A 20,632-nucleotide genomic window follows, 5' to 3' on the forward strand; every position below is an offset into this window, starting at 1 on the left:
GACCATTGGGGCCGACACCGGCCGGTGATCCTTTACAAGCCCGCCCTCCGGGCCTCTGATCGCCTCATCGGACGATCGGAAGGGGCCGCCATGCGGACGACTCCCGCACGCCGCGCGGCCGCCGCCGCGGGGCTCTGCCTCATCCTGTGCGCCACCGGCGGCGCGAGCGCCACCACCGCGCCCCCGGCCCCGCCCGTCCGCGCCGCCGACGCGGCGGCGGAGGCCGGCGCCGAGCTCGTCGCCCGCCGCGCCGCCGCCGCCGGGCTGGACTTCCGGCCCTGCCCGGCCGTCGAGGACCTGCCCGGCCCCGTGCGCTGCGCGACCCTGCGCGTACCGCTCGACTACGCCCGCCCGGAGGGGACGCGGATCTCCCTCACCGTCAGCCGGGTGGCGGCGACCGGCGCGGGCGGCGCCGCCCGCCAGGGCGCCCTCGTCCACAATCCCGGCGGTCCCGGCGCCTCCGGCATGTACTTCCCGCTCGTCGCCAAACTGCCCGGCTGGGACCGGATCGCCGCCGCCTACGACCTCGTCGGCTACGCCCCCCGTGGCGTCGGCCGCTCCGCCCCGCTCTCCTGCCAGGACCCGCCCGCCCGCGCACAGGGCCCCACCCAGGTGCCGGTCGCCCCCTCCCCCGCCTACAAGCAGCAGCGCGTCGCCTCCGCCCGGGCCTACGCCCGCGGCTGCGCCCGGCGGGCCGGCGCCGCCCTGGCCTACTACACGACGCTGGACAACGTCCGGGACCTGCACGTGCTGCGCGCCGCCCTCGGCGAGGAAAAGCTGACCTTCATGGGCGCCTCGTACGGCACCTATCTCGGTGCGGTGTACGCCACGCTGCACCCGGGCCGCGTCCGGCGCATGGTCCTCGACTCGGCGGTCGATCCCGACCCGCGCCGCATCTGGTACCGCAACAACCTCGACCAGGCGCCTGGTTTCGAGCGCCGCTGGTACGACTTCCGCGCCTGGGCCGCCCGCCACCACGCCACCTACCGCCTCGGCGCCACCCCGGCGGCCGTCCAGGCCGGCTACGAACGGGTCCGGGCCGCGGTGGCCCGCACCCCCGCCGGCGGCAGCGTCGGCACCGGCGAGCTCCAGGCCGCCTACCTCCAGGCCGCGTACTACGACGACGTGTGGCCGGACCGTGCCGCGGCGCTGGCGGCGTTCCTGCGCGGAGACCCGGCTCCGCTGACCGCCCAGGCGGCCCCCGACCCGGCGGCCGCCGCCGAGGCGGAGAACGCGAAGGCCGTCTACACCGCGGTCCTGTGCAACGACGCCCCCTGGCCCGCGGACTGGGAGACCTGGGACCGCGACAACACCGAACTGGCCCGCAGGGCCCCCTTCGAGACCTGGGCCAACGCCTTCCTCAACCTGCCGTGCGCCTACTGGCCGGTGCGCACCGGGCACCAGCCGGTGGCGGTCGGCAGCCGGCCGGTCCGGCTGCCCCGCACGCTGATCGTCGCCGCGGAACGGGACGGGGCGACGCCCTACCGGGGTGCGCTGGAACTCCAGCGGCGGCTCGGGCCGCAGGCCGCGCTGGTCACGGAGCGGGGCGCGGGCGCCCACGGAGTGGTCGGCGGACGCAACGACTGCGTGGACCGTCACGTGGAGCGGTATCTGCTGACAGGTGACACCTCGGGGTGGCGTGTCACGTGTGCGCCGCATCCGGAGCCCGCACCGGTGTCGCTGGACGACCGGGCCGCACGTGCCCCGAGGGCACTGCTGCCGCCAGTCGTCTGAACTTCCGGGCGCGGTCTCCGGCTGCGTCGTTTCGGGGGCAGGGCCTCCCGATCCGCCGGAGCCACCACGTCACGTGTGGCGTGGTCCTCCGACCCTTCCCCCCGGGGGAGGTATCAGGCGAGCCCGGCCACCAGATCGGCGACGGACTTGCGGCGCCCGGTGTAGAAAGGCACCTCTTCACGGACGTGCATACGGGCCTCGGAGGCGCGCAGGTGACGCATGAGGTCGACGATGCGGTAGAGCTCGTCGGCCTCGAAGGCCAGCATCCACTCGTAGTCGCCCAGCGAGAAGGACGCGACGGTGTTGGCACGCACGTCCGGGTAGCCGCGGGCCATCTTGCCGTGGTCGGCGAGCATGCGGCGGCGGTCCTCGTCCGGCAGCAGGTACCAGTCGTAGCTGCGCACGAAGGGGTACACGCTGACGTAGTCGCGGGCCACCTCGTCGGCCAGGAAGGCCGGGATGTGCGACTTGTTGAACTCGGCCGGGCGGTGCAGGGCCATGTTCGACCAGACCGGCTCCAGAGCGCGGCCCAGCCTGGTGCGGCGGAACAGGTTGTACGCGCTCTGCAGCTCGTCCGCGGTCTCCGCGTGCCACCAGATCATGATGTCCGCGTCGGCGCGCAGGCCGGAGACGTCGTAGGTGCCGCGGACGGTGATGTCCTTGGCGGCCAGCTGGTCGAACAGCTCCTGGACCTCGTCGGCGAAGCCGGTGCGGTCCTGCGGCAGGACGTCCTTCAGCTTGAAGACGGACCACAGGGTGTAGCGGATGACCTCGTTGAGGTCCTTCGCCTTCTTCCCCGCGTTGGGAATCTTCTCTGGTGCAGTCATGTGCCCATTGTCCCGTGTGCCGATCAGTGGTCCGTGCCAGGGGTGCCCAGGGCGGCGATCACCGCGTCCGCCGCCGCGCCGGCGCTCGCGATGCACGCGGGGATGCCCACCCCGTCGTAGAGGGCGCCGCACACCGCGAGGCCTGGGAGGGCGGCGACGGCGGCGCGGATCCGGGCGACCCGGTCCAGGTGTCCGACCGGGTACTGGGGCAGCCCGGCGTCCCAGCGGGTGACCGTGGAGGCCACCGGCCGGGCCGCGAGGCCCACGGCCGATCCGAGGTCGGTGAGCGAGACGTCCACCAGCTCCGCGTCCTCGCGCAGCAGGTCCCGCTCGTCGGCGTAGCGGCCCACCGAGGTGCGCAGCAGGAAGAGCCCGGGGTCCGCGCCGGCCCAGGCCCACTTGTTGCTGGAGAAGGTGGACGCCTTGATGGTCCGGCCCTCGACGGGTGGGACCAGGAAGCCGCTGGCGCCGCCTTCGGTGAGGGCCGCCGGCAGGTCGGAGCGGCGGAACGCCATCGTGATCAGGGCCATCGAGGCGTACTCGACCTCGCGCAGCTCGACCGCGGCGGCCGGCGCGAGCCCCTCCAGCAGCGCGGCGGCGGGTCCGGCGGGGGTGGCCACGACCACGCCGTCGGCCTCGATCACCTCGGCGCCGGCCACGACCCGCCAGCCTCCGGCGGTACGCAGGACCTCGCGCACGGGGGCAGCGGTACGGATGCGCGCTCCGGCGGAGCGGCAGGCCTCGGCCACGGCGAGCGGGAGCCGTCCGATGCCGCCGTCGATGCCGGCGAAGACCGGACCGGGCGGGCGGGGCCCTGCCTCCGCCCGGCGCTGGAGGTCCCGCACCCCGTCACCCAGCAGCGCGTGCGTACGGGCGGCCTCGAAGAGCTGGGGCACGGCGGCCCGCATCGAGATCCGGTAGGCGTCGCCCGCGTAGACCCCGCCGAGCAGCGGTTCCACGAGCCGGTCGACGACCTCGCGGCCCATGCGGGCGGCGACGTACTCGCCGACGGCCACGTCCTCGCCGATCTCGGCGGGCGGCAGGGTGCGTTCGGTCTCGATCCGGGCCAGGCCCTTCGGGGAGAGCACTCCGGACGCGGCGAGCGGGCCGAGATCGCCGGGGACGCCCATGACGTGCCCGCGGGGCATGGGGCGCAGCGCGCCGCGGCTCCACAGGTGGGCGGTGGCGGTGGCGGGCGGCTGCAGGGCGTCGCCGAGGCCGACGGCCTCGGCCAGCGCCACGGCTTCGGGCCTCCGGGCGAGCACCGACTCGGCGCCGAGGTCGACGGGGGCTCCGGCGAGCTCACCGGCGAGCAGCTTGCCGCCGAGCCGCGGGCCGGCTTCCAGCAGCGTGACGCGTACGCCCCCGGCCAGCAGCCGGTGGGCCGCCGCGAGGCCGGCGATGCCGCCGCCGATGACGACGACATGGCCGCCGGGGACGTGGCCGCCGGCGCGGTGGGGGCCGGTGACGTCGCCCGCCCGGTCCGTACGCGTGTCCGCTTCATGCATGGACACATCGTCTCAGAGCGCTCACCGACGCCGCACCGTGACCCTATCGGGACCGGCCCGGGACCGCGGAGGCGAAACCCGCGACGGGACTCTGGACGTCGAACCGGCAACACCAGCCGAACGACGGGGGTTTACAGCGATGCACACCCTGAACGGACAGCGTTCCGCGGCCGCCCTTGCCGCCCTCTCCCTGGCGGGAGCACTCGCCCTCACCGGTTGCGGCGCCGCCGACGACGGCCGGGGCACGGCGAGCGACAAGGCGGCGGTGGCGCCCGCGCAGGACAACGGGGCCCCGGAAGGCGCGAAGGGGGCCGCGGCGGGGACGGCGGCACCGGGAACCGCCGAGGGCCGGGCCACACAGCCTCCGGCCGCGGTCCGCCCGAACGTCATCCGTACGGCGGCGCTGGGGATCGAGACGGACGATCCGCGAAAGACCCTGGCCCAGGCCCGCACCGCCGCCGACGGCGCGGGCGGTTACGTGGGCAGCGAGTCGACCGAACGCGGCGGGGACGGCCGGATGACCTCCACGCTGACCCTGCGGGTGCCGGGCGACCGCTTCGACGCGGTGCTCGGTGCCATGGAGGGCAGCGGCAGGCTCCTGCACCGCAAGGTCGACGCGCAGGACGTCACCGAGAAGGTCGCCGACATCGGCAGCCGGGTCGCCTCCCAGCAGGCCAGCGTGGCCCGGGTGCGGGAGATGATGGGCAAGGCCTCGGCGCTGAGCGAAGTGGTGATGCTGGAGGGCGAGCTGAGCCGGCGCCAGTCGGACCTGGAGTCCCTGCTGGCGCAGCAGACGGCGCTCAAGGACCAGACGTCGATGGGCACGATCACGCTGAAGGTCTCGGAGCCCGAGCCGCCCGCGGCGCGCAAGGAGAAGGAGCGGGACCCGGGCTTCACGGACGCCCTGGCGGGCGGCTGGGCGGTGTTCTCGCGGATCGTGCGCCTGCTGCTCCTGGCGGTGGCCGCGGTCCTGCCGTTCGCGATCGCGGCAGGACTGGTGTGGCTGGGCCTGCGGCTGTACCGCAAGGCCCGTCCGCCGCGGCCCGGGGCGGGGCCGGTCTCGGCCGCGGGCACGGTTCCGGGGGCGAGGTCGCACCACCCCACGGGAACCCTGGACCGGGCCACCGGCACCGGCACGGACACTGGTGCGGGCGCGGACAAGGGCGCGCGGACGGCTCCGGAGGCCGACACCAAGACGGGGCCCGGGCCGGGGCCGGCCACGGCCGAAGAGGACTGAACACCCGTTCGCCCGTAGCGTGTCCACCACATGACGGCGGTGAAGGGGCGGTGCGCGATGGCGTCGGCGGCGAGGGAACGGCTGGTGGTGGTCGGCGGCGACGCGGCGGGGATGTCCGCCGCGTCACAGGCCCGGCGGCTCAGGGACCCGGCGGAGCTGGAGATCGTCGCCTTCGAGCGGGGGCACTTCACCTCGTACTCCGCCTGCGGCATCCCGTACTGGGTCGGCGGCCAGGTCGCCGGCCCGCAGGACCTGATCGCGCGTACCCCCGAGGAGCACCGGACGCGCGGTATCGACCTGCGCATGCGTACCGAAGTGGTGGAGCTGGACCTCGCCGGCTCCCGGGTCCGCTCCCGCGATCTGGACAGCGGGTCCGAGTCGTGGACGGACTACGACAAGCTCGTCCTGGCCACGGGCGCCCGGCCGGTCCGCCCCCGGCTGCCCGGGATCGGCGCGCACGGGGTCCACGGCATCCAGACCCTGGACGACGGCAGCCGCCTGATGACGACCCTGGAGCGGGCCGGCGGCCCGGGGCGCGCGCAGGGCCGCCGGGCGGTCGTGGTCGGCGCGGGGTACATCGGCGTGGAGATGGCGGAAGCCCTCGTCAGGCGCGACTACGAGGTCACCGTGCTGCACCGCGGCGAGCAGCCGATGTCCACACTGGACCCGGACATGGGCGGGCTGGTGCACAGCGCCATGAACCACATGGGGATCCGTACGGTCGCCGGCGCCGAGGTGACGAAGATCCTGACCGATGACGAGGGCAGGGCCCGCGCCGTGGCCACGGCGGCCGGCGAGGAGTACCCGGCGGACGTGGTCGTGCTCGGCATCGGGGTGGAGCCGCGCACCGCCCTCGCCCGTGCGGCGGGGCTGCCGCTGGGCCCCTCGGGCGGCCTGCTCACGGACCTGTCGATGCGGGTGCGGGGCCAGGAGAACATCTGGTCGGGCGGCGACTGCGTGGAGGTCCTGGACCTCGTCGCGGGCCGTACCCGGCACATCCCGCTGGGCACCCACGCCAACAAGCACGGCCAGGTCATCGGCGCGGGCGTGGGCGGCGGCTACGCGACCTTCCCCGGCGTGGTCGGCACCGCGGTCAGCAAGGTCTGCGACCTGGAGATCGCCCGTACGGGGCTGCGGGAGAAGGACGCCCTCGACGCGGGGCTGCGCTTCGTGACGGCCACCATCACCTCCACCAACACCGCGGGCTACTACCCGGGGGCGCAGGAGATGACGGTGAAGATGCTGGCGGAGCGCCGTACGGGCCGTCTCCTCGGCGTCCAGATCGTCGGTGGCGCCGGCGCGGCGAAGCGGGTGGACGTCGCGGCGGTCGCCCTCACGGCGGGCATGACCGTGGACCAGGTGGTCTCCCTGGACCTGGGCTACGCCCCGCCCTTCTCCCCGGTCTGGGACCCCGTCCTGGTGGCGGCCCGCCGCGCGGTGACCGCGGTGCGGGCCGCGGGAGCGTGAGCGGCCGGGCGTGACCCGCAGGGGGCGTAGGGCGTGGGGAGTGGGCCGTGGGGCCGTGACCCGCTCCGGGCGGTCCGGCGGGGCCGGATCGCCCGGAGGCGTCGATTGCGGCCCCGCTGCCGGTGAGGCGCGGGGGCCGCGCCGGGGCCCGGCACCGCTGACCGGGGACCGTCAGCGCGCGGTACGGGTGTGGACGTAGTCCACCAGGCGGGTCAGGGCGTCCGGGTCCGTCGTCGGGAGGACGCCGTGGCCCAGGTTGAAGACGTGGCCTTCCAGGCCGGCCGCGGCGGCGAGGACCTCGTCGGCCTTGGCCTCGACGGCCTGCGGGGTGGAGAAGAGGACCGCCGGGTCCAGGTTGCCCTGGAGGGCCTTGCCCGGGCCCACCCTGCGGACGGCCTCGTCCATCGGGATCCGCCAGTCGACGCCCATGACGTCCGCGCCGGCCTCGCCCATCAGGCCCAGCAGCTCGCCGGTGCCCACGCCGAAGTGGATGCGGGGGACGCCGTACGGGGCGACGGACCGGAAGACCTTCGCCGAGGCCGGCATCACCGAACGGCGGTAGTCCGCCGGGGCGAGCGCGCCGACCCAGGAGTCGAAGAGCTGGACGGCGGAGACGCCGGCCTCGATCTGCACCTTGAGGAAGGCGGAGGTGATCTCGGCGAGGCGGTCCAGCAGGTCCGCCCACAGCTCCGGGTCCCCGTACATGAGGGCCTTGGTGTGCTCGTGGTTCTTCGAGGGGCCGCCCTCGACCAGGTAACTCGCGAGGGTGAAGGGCGCGCCCGCGAAACCGATCAACGGCGTGGAGCCGAGTTCACCCGTGAGCATGCCGATCGCCTCGGTGACGTACCAGACATCCTCAGGAGTGAGGTCGCGCAGCTGTGCGAGGTCCTCGCGGCGGCGGATCGGCTGGGCGACGACCGGCCCGATGCCCGGCTTGATGTCCAGGTCGATGCCGATGGCCTTCAGCGGGACCACGATGTCCGAGAAGAAGATCGCGGCGTCGACCTTGTGGCGGCGCACCGGCTGGAGCGTGATCTCCGTGACCAGGTCGGGCCGCATGCACGACTCCAGCATCTGGGTCCCCTCGCGCACCTTGCGGTACTCGGGGAGCGAGCGCCCGGCCTGCCGCATGAACCACACCGGGGTGTGCGGCACCGGTTCCCGTCGGCACGCCTTCAGGAAGGCGGAATCGTACGTCTGGCTCGGCTGCCCCTGGGACGGGGTCTCCCCGGCGCCGGCGGAGCCCTGCGCGGAGGAAAGGTCGTTGGCACTCACGACCCAAATCTTCGCACGTATGAAGAAGTGCCCGGCCCGGCGCGGGTGTCCCTGCGCCGTACGGGCGCGCATTCCGCCTAGTCTTCCCCGCATGGCTGCGGCTCAGGGACGATTTTCAGATGGCGCCGACGGTGCGGACAGCGCGAAGGAGAGCTCCGTCCCGCTCCCGTTCCGGCGGGCGGTCGACGGCTTGACGAAGGCGCGGCTGCGCCCGGGGATCGAGATCGACCCCACCAAGCCGCCCCAGCGGCTGGCGCCGTACGCCTACGCGCTGGAGGCGGCGGTGGTGGACGGCGAGGACGACCTGGCCGACGGCCGGCTCATCCTGCTCCACGACCCGGCCGGCCACGACGCCTGGCAGGGGACCTTCCGGCTGGTGACGCTCGTACGGGCGGAGCTGGAGCCGGAGATGGCCGCAGACCCGCTCCTGCCGGAGGTGTGCTGGTCCTGGCTGACGGGGGCGCTGGAGGCGCGCGGGCTGGGGTACGGCGAGCCGAGCGGCACCGTCACCATGGCGAGCTCGCACTATTTCGGCGGTCTCGCGGAGCGCCGGCCGGCGACGCAGATCGAGATCAGGGCCTCGTGGACCCCGCGGGAGGGGGTGGGCGGGGTGCCGGACACCTCGGCGCACCTGTCGGCGTGGTGCGAGCTGCTGTGCCAGATCTCGGGACTGCCTCCGGCGGGTCCGACCGACACCGCGACGGGCGTGGTCTCCCTGCCACAGCGGCGCGGTCCGCACCACCCGTAGGCACGGGGCCGTCCGGCGGCACCGCGCACGGCGCGGGCAGGCCGCGGGACGGCGGCGCCGGACACCGGGCCGCCGCGGCAGGCGGCACGGAGCGTCCTGTGCGGACCGCCGGCCGGCCGGGGCACGCACGGCCGGCCCGGACGGGGAACGGACGAGCGAAGCCCGCACCGGGGTGTCGCAACGCGGCGCCCGTTGTGGGCTTCTGATCACCCTATGATCGATCGTGCGTCCGAATTGCCCGAATTGTTACTCACCAAATCGTGATCATTCCCTAAAGCCGGGCGGGTGACGTGCCGAAGGAGTCAGTGACCATCCGCACGGTTCGCACCGGCTTCCTTCCCCCAGCCGGCCGTCCCGCCACTCCCCCAGGAGGCCTAGGTGTCCGTTCTTCTCGAGCAGCCCGCAAGCCTGGTCGCCTACCGCCCGAACAAGCCGACGGCCATGGTCGTCGTGGCCGACCCGCGCGTCCGTTCCACCGTGACCCGCCATCTGTGGGCCCTCGGAGTACGCGACGTGATCGAGGCTTCGTCCATCGCGGAGGCCCGCCCCCGCGTCAGCAGCCCGCGCGACATCTGCGTGGCCGACGTACACCTGCCCGACGGCTCCGGTCTCACCCTGCTCTCCGAGACCCGCGCCGCGGGCTGGCCCAACGGCCTGGCCCTGTCCGCCGCCGACGACATCGGCGCCGTACGCAACGCCCTCGCGGGCGGAGTCAAGGGCTACGTCGTCACCGGCACGAGGACCAACATCGGGCTCCCCAGCCGGCCCGGCGCCGCCCCCATCGGCGCCGCCGCCGCCCGCATGCACCGCCGCCCCCCGGGTGCCCCGAGCCACCCGGGCGGCTACCGGGAGCTCTCCGGCCGCGAGGTCGAGGTCCTGCGCCTCGTCGCGGAGGGCCAGTCCAACAAGGCCATCGGCGTCTCGATGGGCTTGTCCGCCCTGACCGTCAAGTCCCACCTCGCCCGGATCGCCCGCAAGCTGGGCACGGGCGACCGGGCCGGGATGGTCGCCGTCGCCCTGCGGACCGGAATCATCCACTGATCCCGCCCCGAGGCTCCCGGGCGAACTCCCGGGGAACCCGGGGAGACGTCCGCACCTCTCCCTCGCGCCCGTCGCCGGAACGTTCCGGCGACGGGCGCGTCGTATACACAGATACCCTTGACCGGTGACCGACGCCCAAGAGACCGCAGCAGACCTGCGCACCACCACCGGGGGCGGCCCCCCGGACGACGTCGTCAGTTCGTCCGACGGGCCGCCGATCCCCCTTCTGGAACCCCGTGAGGGGATCCCCCCGGTCGTCACCGACGCCGAAGCCCTCGCCCGCGTGGTCGCGGCCTTCGCCGCGGGCACCGGCCCCGTGGCCGTCGACGCCGAGCGCGCCTCCGGCTACCGCTACGGCCAGCGCGCCTACCTGGTGCAGCTGCGCCGCGAAGGCGCGGGATCGGCCCTCGTCGACCCGGTGGGCTGCCCCGACCTCTCCTCCCTGGGCGAGGCCCTGTCCGGTACCGAGTGGATCCTGCACGCCGCCACCCAGGACCTGCCGTGCCTGCGTGAAATAGGCATGGTGCCCACCTCCCTCTTCGACACCGAGCTGGCCGGCCGCCTCGCCGGCTTCCCGCGGGTGGGACTGGGCGCGATGGTCGAGAGCGTTCTCGGCTACGCGCTGGAGAAGGGCCACTCGGCCGTCGACTGGTCCACCCGCCCGCTGCCCGAGCCGTGGCTGCGCTACGCCGCCCTCGACGTGGAGCTGCTGGTGGACCTGCGGGACGCGCTGGAGGAGGAGCTGGAGCGGCAGGGCAAGCTGGAGTGGGCCCGTCAGGAGTTCGACGCCATCGCGGCCGCGCCACCGGCGCCGCCGCGCAAGGACCCGTGGCGCCGTACCTCCGGCATGCACAAGGTGCGCCGCCGCCGGCAGATGGCCGTCGTACGGGAGCTGTGGGAGTCGCGGGACCGCATCGCCCAGCGCCGTGACGTGTCACCCGGCAAGGTGCTGGGCGACGCCGCGATCGTGGAGGCCGCCCTCGCGCTGCCGGCGAACGCACAGAGCCTGTCCGCGCTGCCAGGCTACGGACAGCGCATGGGCCGGCGCCAGCTGGAGCAGTGGATGGCCGCCGTGGACCGCGCGAGGGCGCTGCCCGAGAGCGAGCTGCCGCAGCCCGGGGCCGGCGCCGCCGGCCCCCCGCCGCCGCGCTCCTGGGCCGACAAGGACCCCGCTGCCGCGGCGCGGCTGTCGGCGGCCCGCGCGGCCGTCTCGGCGATCGCGGAGGAGCTGAACCTGCCCCAGGAGAACCTGATCACCCCCGACACGGTCCGCCGGCTGTGCTGGGAGCCGCCGCAGCGCCTCGAAGCGGATGCGGTGGCGCAGGCCCTCGCCGGTTACGGCGCCCGCCCCTGGCAGGTCGAGCAGGTGACCCCGGCGCTGGTCACGGCCCTGGCCGCGACCGCCTGAGCGCACGACCGCACGACCGCACGATTCCCGCGAAGAGCCCCCGGCCACCGGCCGGGGGCTCTTCGCGTCGGAGCAGGGTACGGCGTGCGCCCTTGTTACGCGCTCATGACATCCCGGGCCTTTTGAACACGCTCAACTCTCGCTAGGTTCTTGAACGTGATCAAAACTGGGTACGAGGCGTGGGTGGACGAGTTCGAGGCCGAGCGCGAGCGCCGGGCGGCGCTCGGGGACCCGGAGTGGGGGAGCCCGGTGGACCTGGCTCCCGAGATCATCCGCAGCATCCAGAAGTTCCAGGTCGGCGAGGACGGGGACGGCTCCGCCCTCCTGCGCAAGGCGGACGGCGCGGGCGACCCGGCGTACCGCGAAGCGGTCCGGCTCTTCATCGCCGAGGAGCAGAACCACGCACGGATGCTGGCCCTGCTCCTGACGGCCGCGGGGGCCCCGACACTGGACGGACACTGGAGCGACGCGGCCTTCGTCCGGCTGCGGCGACTGCTGGGCCTGCGCGTGGAACTGCTGGTGCTGATGATCGCCGAGGTGGTGGCCCTCGCGTACTACCGGGCGCTGCGCGACGGCGCGGCCCATCCGCTGGCCTCGGGGGTCGCGGGCCGGATCCTGGCGGACGAGGAGCGGCACGTCCCCTTCCACTGCCGGCGCCTGCACGAAGGGCTCCGGGGCCTCCCCCGGCCCGCCCGGCGGGCCGTGACCGCCGGCTGGCGCGGCCTGCTCGCCTGTGCCGGCGCACTGGTTGCGATCGACCACGGTCCGGCCCTGCGCGCCCTGGGGACGAGCCGTCGCGCCTTCCTCGCGGAGGTCGTCCGCTCCTCCGCGCGGGCGGCGTCGGCCATGGCCGACGGGCCGGCGCCCCCGGCGCCGGCGCCGGTCTGCGGGGTGTGACCTTCACCGCTCCTCGGGGAGGGGGTGTGCACATTGGTTACCCGCAAGTAGCATGGGCCGGGTGAGCGGGCGCTCAGCAACGCATGCCGAGCACGCCCCCGCGCAGCAGTGCACACCCGCACCTGGAGGAGAGCCAACGTGCCTCGTACCGTCAGGGACGTCGTCTTCGTCGACGGCGTCCGCACCCCGTTCGGCAAGGCGGGCCCGAAGGGCATCTACCACGAGACCCGCGCCGACGACCTCGTCGTGAAGGCGATCCGGGAGCTGCTGCGCCGCAACCCGGATCTGGACCCCAAGAAGATCGACGAGGTCGCCATCGCCGCGACCACGCAGATCGGGGACCAGGGTCTGACGCTCGGCCGCACGGCCGGCATCCTCGCGGGCCTCCCGCAGTCCGTCCCGGGCTACTCCATCGACCGCATGTGCGCCGGCGCGCTGACCGCCGTGACCGCCGTCGCGGGCGGTGTGGCCTTCGGTGCGTACGACGTCGCCCTCGCCGGCGGTGTCGAGCACATGGGCCGCCACCCCATGGGCGAGGGCGTGGACCCGAACCCGCGCTTCGTCTCCGAGAAGCTGGTCGACGAGTCCGCCCTGTTCATGGGCATGACCGCCGAGAACCTGCACGACCGGTACCCGACGATCACCAAGCTCCGCGCCGACGAGTACGCCGTGCGCTCGCAGGAGAAGGCCGCCAAGGCGTACGCCGACGGCAAGATCCAGCAGGACCTGGTTCCGGTCTCGGTGCGCAACACCAACGCGGAGGTCGGTGAGACGGGCTGGGGCCTGGTCACCACCGACGAGCCGATGCGCCCGGGCACCACGCTGGAGAACCTGGCCGGCCTGAAGACCCCCTTCCGCACCCACGGCCGGGTCACCGCGGGCAACGCCGCCGGTCTCAACGACGGCGCCACGGCCGCGATCATCGCGTCCGAGGACTTCGCCCGCGAGAACAACCTCCCGGTCAAGATGCGCCTGGTCTCCTACTCCTTCGCGGGTGTCGAGCCGGAGGTCATGGGTTACGGCCCGATCCCGGCGACCGAGAAGGCCCTCGCCCAGGCCGGCCTGTCCATCGAGGACATCGGTCTCTTCGAGATCAACGAGGCCTTCGCGGTCCAGGTCCTCGCCTTCCTGGAGCACTACGGCATCGCCGACGACGACGCCCGCGTGAACCAGTACGGCGGCGCCATCGCCTTCGGTCACCCCCTCGCCTCCTCGGGCGTGCGCCTGATGACGCAGCTGGCCCGCCAGTTCGAGGAGCAGCCGCACGTCCGCTACGGCCTGACGACCATGTGCGTCGGCTTCGGCATGGGCGCCACGGTCATCTGGGAGAACCCGAACTTCAACACCGAGGGAGACTCCAAGTGAGCACCACCACTGAGCTCCTGAAGGGTGCGGCCGAGCTGTTCCCCGGCGAGGTCGTCACCTCCGCGCACGTCCGCCACCTGGACCTGCCCTTCGGCGCCGGGCGCTTCGCGCTCATCACGCTGGACAACGGCTTCGACCACACCAAGCCGACCACCTTCGGCCCGCAGTCCCTCGCCAATCTGAACGCGGCGATCGACCAGGTCGAGCAGGAGGCCATCGCGGGCTCCATCGTCGGCGCGGGCATCACCGGCAAGCCGTTCATCTTCGCGGTCGGCGCCGACCTCAAGGGCGTCGAGCTGCTGAAGAACCACGACGAGGCGCTCGCCATCGGCAAGGGCGGCCACGACGTCTTCAAGCGTCTCGCGGCGCTGGCCGTCCCCACCTTCGCGTACTACAACGGCGCGGCGATGGGCGGCGGTGTCGAGGTCGGCCTGCACTGCACCTACCGCACCGTCTCGAAGGCCATCCCGGCCTTCTCGCTGCCCGAGGTCTTCCTCGGCCTGGTCCCCGGCTGGGGCGGCTGCGCCCTCCTGCCGAACCTGATCGGCGCGGACCGCGCGGTCTCGGTGATCATCGAGAACTCGCTGAACCAGAACAAGCAGCTGCGCGGCAAGCAGGTCTTCGACCTCGGCATCGCCGACGCGCTGTTCGAGGGCGCCGACTTCCTGGAGCAGTCGCTCCTGTGGACGGCGAACGTCCTGAACGGCACCACCGAGGTCGTACGCGCCGAGGTGGACCGCGGCGAGGCATGGGACGCGGCGGTGGCCCGCGGCCGCTCCATCGCGGACTCCAAGGTGCACGGCGCGGCTCCGGCCGCCTACCGGGCCCTGGAGATCATCGCGGCGGCCAAGGACGGCGACCTCCAGGCCGGTTTCGACGCCGAGGACACGGCGCTCGCCGACCTCATCATGGGCGGCGAACTGCGCTCGGGCATCTACGCCTTCAACCTGGTCCAGAAGCGCGCCAAGCGCCCGGCCGGCGCCCCGGACAAGTCCCTGGCCCGCCCGGTCACCAAGGTCGGCGTCGTCGGCGCGGGCCTGATGGCCTCGCAGCTGGCGCTGCTCTTCCTGCGCCGCCTGGAGGTGCCGGTGGTCCTCACCGACATCGACCAGGAGCGCGTGGACAAGGGTGTGGGCTACGTCCACGCCGAGATCCAGAAGCTGCTCGGCAAGGGCCGCATCAACCAGGACAAGGCCAACCGCCTGACCGCCCTGGTGACCGGTGTCCTGGACAAGGCCGAGGGCTTCGCGGACGCGGACTTCATCATCGAGGCCGTGTTCGAGGAGATGTCGGTCAAGCAGAAGGTGTTCGCGGAGGTCGAGGCGGTCGCCCCGGCGCACGCGGTCCTCGCCACCAACACCTCCTCGCTGTCGGTGTCGGAGATGGCCTCCAAGCTCCAGCACCCCGAGCGCGTGGTCGGCTTCCACTTCTTCAACCCGGTCGCGATCCTGCCCCTGCTGGAGATCGTCCGCGGCGAGCAGACCGACGACGCCTCGCTGGCCACGGCCTTCGGTGTCGCCAAGAAGCTGAAGAAGACGGCCGTGCTCACGAAGGACGCCCCGGCGTTCGTCGTGAACCGCATCCTGACCCGCTTCATGGGCGAGATCCAGAACGTCATCGACGAGGGCACCCCGGTGGTCACCGCCGAGAAGGCCATCGAGCCCCTCGGCCTGCCGATGTCCCCGCTGGTGCTCCTGGAGCTCGTCGGCCCGGCGATCGGTCTGCACGTCTCCGAGACCCTCAACCGTGCCTTCCCGGAGCGCTTCACGGTCTCCCCCAACCTGAAGCGGGTCGTCGAGGCCGGCAAGCGCGGCTTCTACGTCTACAACGCCGAGAACGGCTTCAAGCCGGAACTCGACCCCGAGGTCGCCGCGCTCCTGGTCCAGGGCGACTCCGTCCTGACGGAGGAGCAGGTGCGCGACCGCGTCCTGGACGCGGTGGCGCAGGAGATCGGCCTGATGCTGGAGGAGGGTGTCGTGGCCGAGGCCCAGGACATCGACCTCTGCCTCATCACGGGCGCCGGCTGGCCCTTCCACCTGGGCGGCATCACGCCGTACCTGGACCGTGAGGGCGTCTCGGAGCGCGTGAACGGCAAGAAGTTCCTCGCCCCCGGTGTGGCGAGCGTTCCGGCCTGATCCGGCCGTACTCGGACCTGTTGTCCACGTCCCGGCCCGGCCCGCCCCCTTTCCGGGGGGCGGGCTTCGGCCGTTCGAATACCTGTCTAAGATTCACCCCCATGACGGACAAGCACGCGCGGCCCAGACGCCGCCGACGCCGCATTCTGCGGATCACCCTGCTGCTGGTCGCCGTGCTGGTCCTGGGCGCCGCCGGGGCCGGCTGGTGGACGTACAGCCACCTCAACGGCAACATCGGCAGCGTCGACCTGGACCAGGCGATCGGGGTCGACAACCGGCCGCCCAAGGTGGTCGCGAACGCGCAGAACGTCCTCGTGCTCGGCTCGGACTCGCGGGCCGGCGCCAACGGGGACCTCGACCACGGCGACGTGAGCGGCGCCCGCTCGGACACCGCGATGCTGGTGCACATACCCGAGGGCCGGGCCAGGGCGACCGCGGTGAGCATCCCCCGCGACACCCTGATCACTCGGCCCGAGTGCAAGGACGGGAACGGCAAGACCCTGCCCTCCGCCAAGCGGGTCATGTTCAACTCCGTCTACTCGCTGGCCGGTCCGGCCTGCGTGGTCAACACCGTGGAGCAGATGTCCGGCATCCGCGTGGACCACTTCGTCGAGGTGGACTTCGCCGGCTTCAAGGGTCTGGTCGACGCCCTGGGCGGGGTCACGGTCACCCTGGACAAGCCGATGACCGGCGCGAAGGGCGGCCTCAAGCTGGACGCGGGCACGCACCGGCTCAACGGCACCGACTCGCTGAAGTTCGTACGGACCCGCTACGGCTACGGGGACGGCAGCGACCTCGGACGCATCGGGCTCCAGCAGCAGTTCATGGTGGCGATGCTGTCCGAGATCAAGAAGCAGGACGCCCTCGGCAACCCGGCGCGGCTCTACAAGCTGGCCGACGCCGGCACCAAGTCGCTGACCACCGACTCCGACCTCTCCTCCCTCACCGCCCTCTCCGACTTCGCGCGGAGCATGAAGGGCGTGGACCCCGAGACCATGGAGACGATCATGCTGCCCGTCGCCTACGACAAGGTCGACCGCAACCGGGTGGTCGTGGCCGAGCCGCAGGCGGCGGGGTTGTGGGAAGCCCTCCGCAACGACCGGAAGGTACCGGCCTCCGCGAAGGACTCCCCCGCCAAGGGCTGACGGCGCCCGCGTGCACGGAGCCGGCCGTACGGGTGACCCGTAGGGCCGGCTTCAGGCTTGTGGCGTCTAGTACTCCGCGTCCGCGCCGGCCTGGCCGAGGCGGCTGTGCCGGCGCCCGTAGGCGAAGTAGATCACGATGCCGATCGCCATCCAGACGCCGAAGCGGATCCAGGTCTCGGCCGGCAGGTTGAGCATGAGCCAGAGCGAGGCCGCGATCGACAGGATCGGGATCACCGGCACCCACGGGGTGCGGAACGCCCGGTGCAGGTCGGGGCGGGTCCGGCGCAGGATGATCACGCCGAGGGCGACGAGCACGAAGGCGAACAGCGTGCCGATGTTGACCAGTTCCGCGAGCTTCTCCAGACTGGTGAAGCCGGCGATGACGGCGATGACGCCGCCGAGCAGCATGGTCGCCCGGTAGGGGGTGCGGTACTTGGGGTGGGTGACGGAGAAGACGCGCGGCAGCAGTCCGTCACGACTCATCGCGAAGAACACGCGGGTCTGGCCGAGCAGCAGGATCATGCTGACGGTGATCAGACCGACGGCCGCCCCGAGACTGATGGCACCGGAGAAGAAGGGCTGGTTCACCGACTTGAAGGCTTCGGCCAGCGGCGCGGTCGGTGACATCTCCGTGTACTTCTGCATGCCGGTGACCACCAGCGTCACGGCGACGTAGAGCACCGTGCAGATCACCAGCGAGCCGAGGATGCCGCGCGGCATGTCCCGCTGGGGGTTCCTGGTCTCCTCGGCCGCGGTGGCCACGACGTCGAAGCCGATGAAGGCGAAGAAGATGAGGGAGGCCGCCGTGAAGATGCCCATGACGCCGAAGTTGGTGGGCGCGTAGCCGAAGAGCAGCTGGACCAGCGGCGCGTGAAGACCGTTGCCGGCCTCCTGCGGCTGGGCCGGGGGGACGAACGGGCTGTAGTTGTCCGCCTTGATGAAGAACAGGCCCGCGACGATGACCAGCAGCACCACGGCCACCTTGATGGCGACGACGACCGCCGTGATCCGGGCCGAGAGCTTCGTCCCGACGACCAGGATCGCGGTCAGCGCCAGGATCAGCAGGAACGCCAGCAGGTCGAAGGTGCCGCCGGCGTCGGGCCCGGACAGCCCCACGGGCAGGTCCCAGCCGAGGTTGGTGTGCATGAGATGGCGCACGTAGCCGGACCAGCCGACCGCCACGACGGCGGTGCCGAGCGCGAATTCCAGCACCAGGTCCCAGCCGATGATCCAGGCGGGCAGCTCGCCGATCGAGGCGTAGGAGAAGGTGTACGCCGAGCCGGCCACCGGCACGGTGGACGCGAACTCGGCGTAGCAGAGCGCCGCGAGGGCGCAGACGATACCCGCGGCGACGAAGGCGAGAGCGGTGGCGGGTCCGGCGTTGTTCCGGGCTGCGATGCCCGTGAGGACGAAGATGCCGGTGCCGATGATGACACCGACACCGAAGACCGTCAGGTCCCAGGCGGAGAGCGACTTGCGGAGCGCGTGTTCCGGCTCCTCCGTGTCGCGGATGGACTGCTCCACCGTCTTGGTGCGAAATGGGCTGTTCAGATCCTTGCTCACCGACGCCTCCGAGAGGTGACGACGCACGAACGGGCCGGGAGGCCCACCCCTCCCAGGGTGATCTCCCGGCCCGTGACGTGCAACCGCGCGGCGATCTAGCAGCCGGCAGGCGTCTGGTCCTGGTCCGCCTTGGCCCTAGTCCACGGTGGCGGCCCGCTCGCTGTCGTAGCGCCCGTCGAGCTTCGCCACCAGACCGGTGACCTGCCGGGCGATGTCCGGAGCGGTCAGCCCGATCTCGGCCATGACCTCCTTGCGGGAGGCGTGGTCCAGGAAGCGCTGCGGGATGCCGAAGTCGCGCAGCGGCACGTCGACCCCGGCGTCCCGCAGGGCCTGCGCGACGGCGGAGCCCACGCCGCCGGCGCGGCTGTTGTCCTCGACGGTGACGACCACCCGGTGCCGCTCCGCGAGCGGCGCCAGGGCCTCGTCGACCGGCTTGACCCAGCGGGGGTCGACCACGGTCGTGGAGATGCCCTGCTTGTCGAGCAGGTCGGCGATCTCCAGGCACATCGGGGCCAGTGCGCCGACCGAGACGAGCAGTACGTCCGGAAGGGTGACCTCGGGGGCCGGGGCGCGCAGTACGTCCATGCCGCCGATGCGGCCGACGGCCGGGACGGCCGGGCCGACGACGCCCTTGGAGAAGCGCACGACCGTGGGTGCGTCCTTGACCAGGACGGCCTCGTTGAGCTGCGCGCGCAGTTGCTCCGCGTCGCGGGGAGCGGCCAGCCGGAGTCCCGGGACGACCTGGAGGATGGACATGTCCCACATGCCGTTGTGGGAGGCGCCGTCGGTGCCGGTGACGCCGGCGCGGTCCAGGACGAAGGTGACCCCGCACTTGTGCAGGGCGACGTCCATGAGGACCTGGTCGAAGGCGCGGTTGAGGAAGGTCGCGTAGACCGCGAAGACGGGGTGGGCGCCGCCGGTCGCCAGGCCCGCCGCCGACGTGGCGCCGTGCTGCTCGGCGATGCCGACGTCGAAGATCCGGTCCGGGAAGGCGTCCGCGAACTTCTTCAGCCCGACGGGCTGGAGCATGGCCGCGGTGATCGCGACGATGTCCGGGCGCTCCTTGCCGAGCCTGACCATCTCGTCGGCGAAGACGGAGGTCCAGCTCGCGGCGTCGGTGCTGACGGGCAGGCCGGTGTCCGGGTGGATCACGCCGACCGCGTGGAAACGGTCCGCCTCGTCCTGGACGGCGGGCTCGTAGCCGCGGCCCTTCTGGGTGAGGCAGTGGACGATGACCGGACCGCTGAAGCGCTTGGCGCGCGTCAGGGCCGATTCCAGCGCCTCGATGTCGTGGCCGTCGATGGGCCCGATGTACTTCAGGCCCAGGTCTTCGAACATGCCCTGGGGTGCGATGAAGTCCTTGAGGCCCTTCTTGGCGCCGTGCAGGGTCTCGTAGAGGGGCCTGCCGACGACCGGGGTGCGCTCCAGGAGGTCCTTGCCGCGGGCCAGGAAGCGCTCGTAGCCGTCCGTGGTGCGCAGCGTCGCCAGGTGGTTGGCGAGACCGCCGATGGTGGGGCCGTAGGAGCGCTCGTTGTCGTTGACCACGATGACCAGCGGGCGGTCCTTGGCGGCGGCGATGTTGTTCAGCGCCTCCCAGGCCATGCCCCCGGTCAGCGCGCCGTCGCCGATGACGGCGGCGACGTGGTGGTCCTCGCGGCCCAGTACCTCGTTGGCCTTGGCGATGCCGTCGGCCCAGCCCAGCACGGTGGAGGCGTGCGAATTCTCGATCACGTCGTGGTCGGACTCGGCGCGCGAGGGGTAGCCCGAAAGGCCTCCCTTGGTGCGCAGGCCGGCGAAGTCCTGGCGGCCCGTGAGCAGCTTGTGGACGTAGGCCTGGTGGCCGGTGTCGAAGAGGACCTTGTCCTTGGGCGAGTCGAAGACCCGGTGCAGGGCGATCGTCAGTTCGACCACCCCGAGGTTGGGGCCGAGGTGCCCGCCGGTCTTGGAGACGGCGTCGACGAGGAAGGACCTGATCTCGGCGGCGAGCTGTTCGAGCTCCTCCTGGCTGAGCCGGTCCAGATCGCGCGGTCCCTTGATGCGGGTCAGCAGCACCCGTGCCTCCTTGCAGTTGCTCGCTGGTCTGTCGAGTCTAATGTTCCGCTCGCGGGTGCGGTCATCGGGCCGTCCCCGGTGGGTCACACCTTTGTCATACATGTGCGCACCACGGCGGGCCCACACCTCACAAACGGGCGTATACCCGCACAGCTGTGCGCACGGATGCACGCACGGATGCCCGGCGCCACACGAAGTGGCGCCGGGCACTGTGACCGGTCTTACCGCCG

15 protein-coding genes are annotated in these 20,632 nt (G+C 72.7%); 10 read left to right on the forward strand and 5 right to left on the reverse strand.

What is annotated here, in order from left to right; genetic code table 11:
* Positions 1 to 90 precede the first annotated feature (90 nt).
* Complete coding sequence (locus AMK16_RS06275) at positions 91 to 1,734, forward strand: alpha/beta fold hydrolase (protein WP_073909525.1); 1,644 nt, start codon at positions 91 to 93, stop codon at positions 1,732 to 1,734.
* 113 nt (positions 1,735 to 1,847) lie between these two features.
* Here the strand turns inward: AMK16_RS06275 and hemQ are convergent, their stop codons facing one another.
* Positions 1,848 to 2,561 carry a hydrogen peroxide-dependent heme synthase gene (gene hemQ / locus AMK16_RS06280; RefSeq protein WP_073909527.1) on the reverse strand — a complete coding sequence of 238 codons (714 nt, stop codon included), beginning with the start codon at positions 2,559 to 2,561 and terminating at the stop codon, positions 1,848 to 1,850.
* Positions 2,562 to 2,584: 23 nt separating this feature from the next.
* Positions 2,585 to 4,069, reverse strand: a complete 1,485-nt coding sequence (gene hemG / locus AMK16_RS06285; protein WP_079191342.1) for a protoporphyrinogen oxidase — start codon at positions 4,067 to 4,069, stop codon at positions 2,585 to 2,587.
* Positions 4,070 to 4,208: 139 nt separating this feature from the next.
* On the opposite strand from hemG, the gene AMK16_RS06290 reads away from it, so the two are divergent.
* Positions 4,209 to 5,306, forward strand: coding sequence for a DUF4349 domain-containing protein (locus AMK16_RS06290; RefSeq protein WP_073909530.1), 1,098 nt, complete (start codon positions 4,209 to 4,211; stop codon positions 5,304 to 5,306).
* Between the two features lie 30 nt (positions 5,307 to 5,336).
* Complete coding sequence (locus AMK16_RS06295) at positions 5,337 to 6,773, forward strand: FAD-dependent oxidoreductase (RefSeq protein WP_242438609.1); 1,437 nt, start codon at positions 5,337 to 5,339, stop codon at positions 6,771 to 6,773.
* A gap of 171 nt (positions 6,774 to 6,944) precedes the next feature.
* Here AMK16_RS06295 and hemE read toward each other — a convergent pair whose 3' ends face one another.
* Positions 6,945 to 8,048 (reverse strand): uroporphyrinogen decarboxylase, encoded by a 1,104-nt coding sequence (gene hemE, locus AMK16_RS06300; RefSeq protein ID WP_073910649.1) that lies wholly within the window; start codon positions 8,046 to 8,048, stop codon positions 6,945 to 6,947.
* Positions 8,049 to 8,139: 91 nt separating this feature from the next.
* Here hemE and AMK16_RS06305 point away from each other — a divergent pair, with 91 nt between their 5' ends.
* The 7 genes from AMK16_RS06305 to AMK16_RS06335 all read left to right on the forward strand — a co-directional run bounded on the left by AMK16_RS06305 (position 8,140) and on the right by AMK16_RS06335 (position 16,787).
* Positions 8,140 to 8,796 (forward strand): DUF3000 domain-containing protein, encoded by a 657-nt coding sequence (locus AMK16_RS06305; RefSeq protein ID WP_073909533.1) that lies wholly within the window; start codon positions 8,140 to 8,142, stop codon positions 8,794 to 8,796.
* A 378-nt stretch (positions 8,797 to 9,174) separates the two neighbouring features.
* Positions 9,175 to 9,837 carry a helix-turn-helix transcriptional regulator gene (locus AMK16_RS06310; RefSeq protein WP_073909534.1) on the forward strand — a complete coding sequence of 221 codons (663 nt, stop codon included), beginning with the start codon at positions 9,175 to 9,177 and terminating at the stop codon, positions 9,835 to 9,837.
* Positions 9,838 to 9,961: 124 nt separating this feature from the next.
* A complete protein-coding gene (locus AMK16_RS06315; RefSeq protein ID WP_073909537.1) occupies positions 9,962 to 11,245 on the forward strand; it encodes a ribonuclease D in 1,284 nt (427 codons plus the stop codon).
* 150 nt (positions 11,246 to 11,395) lie between these two features.
* Complete coding sequence (locus tag AMK16_RS06320; RefSeq protein WP_443333532.1) at positions 11,396 to 12,142, forward strand: ferritin-like domain-containing protein; 747 nt, start codon at positions 11,396 to 11,398, stop codon at positions 12,140 to 12,142.
* A gap of 138 nt (positions 12,143 to 12,280) precedes the next feature.
* Positions 12,281 to 13,507 carry a thiolase family protein gene (locus tag AMK16_RS06325; protein WP_073909539.1) on the forward strand — a complete coding sequence of 409 codons (1,227 nt, stop codon included), beginning with the start codon at positions 12,281 to 12,283 and terminating at the stop codon, positions 13,505 to 13,507.
* On the forward strand, positions 13,504 to 15,642 hold the full coding sequence (locus AMK16_RS06330) for a 3-hydroxyacyl-CoA dehydrogenase NAD-binding domain-containing protein (RefSeq protein WP_073909541.1): 2,139 nt from the start codon (positions 13,504 to 13,506) through the stop codon (positions 15,640 to 15,642). The genes AMK16_RS06325 and AMK16_RS06330 overlap by 4 nt, the downstream gene beginning before the upstream one ends.
* A gap of 101 nt (positions 15,643 to 15,743) precedes the next feature.
* Positions 15,744 to 16,787 carry an LCP family protein gene (locus AMK16_RS06335; RefSeq protein WP_073909543.1) on the forward strand — a complete coding sequence of 348 codons (1,044 nt, stop codon included), beginning with the start codon at positions 15,744 to 15,746 and terminating at the stop codon, positions 16,785 to 16,787.
* Between the two features lie 66 nt (positions 16,788 to 16,853).
* Here the strand turns inward: AMK16_RS06335 and AMK16_RS06340 are convergent, their stop codons facing one another.
* Both AMK16_RS06340 and dxs read right to left on the reverse strand, forming a co-directional pair.
* Complete coding sequence (locus AMK16_RS06340) at positions 16,854 to 18,350, reverse strand: amino acid permease (RefSeq protein WP_073909545.1); 1,497 nt, start codon at positions 18,348 to 18,350, stop codon at positions 16,854 to 16,856.
* A 135-nt stretch (positions 18,351 to 18,485) separates the two neighbouring features.
* A complete protein-coding gene (dxs, locus tag AMK16_RS06345) occupies positions 18,486 to 20,402 on the reverse strand; it encodes a 1-deoxy-D-xylulose-5-phosphate synthase (RefSeq protein WP_073909547.1) in 1,917 nt (638 codons plus the stop codon).
* Positions 20,403 to 20,632: the final 230 nt, after the last annotated feature.

This window comes from Streptomyces sp. CB00455 (assembly GCF_001905445.1).
Lineage (GTDB): Bacteria > Actinomycetota > Actinomycetes > Streptomycetales > Streptomycetaceae > Streptomyces.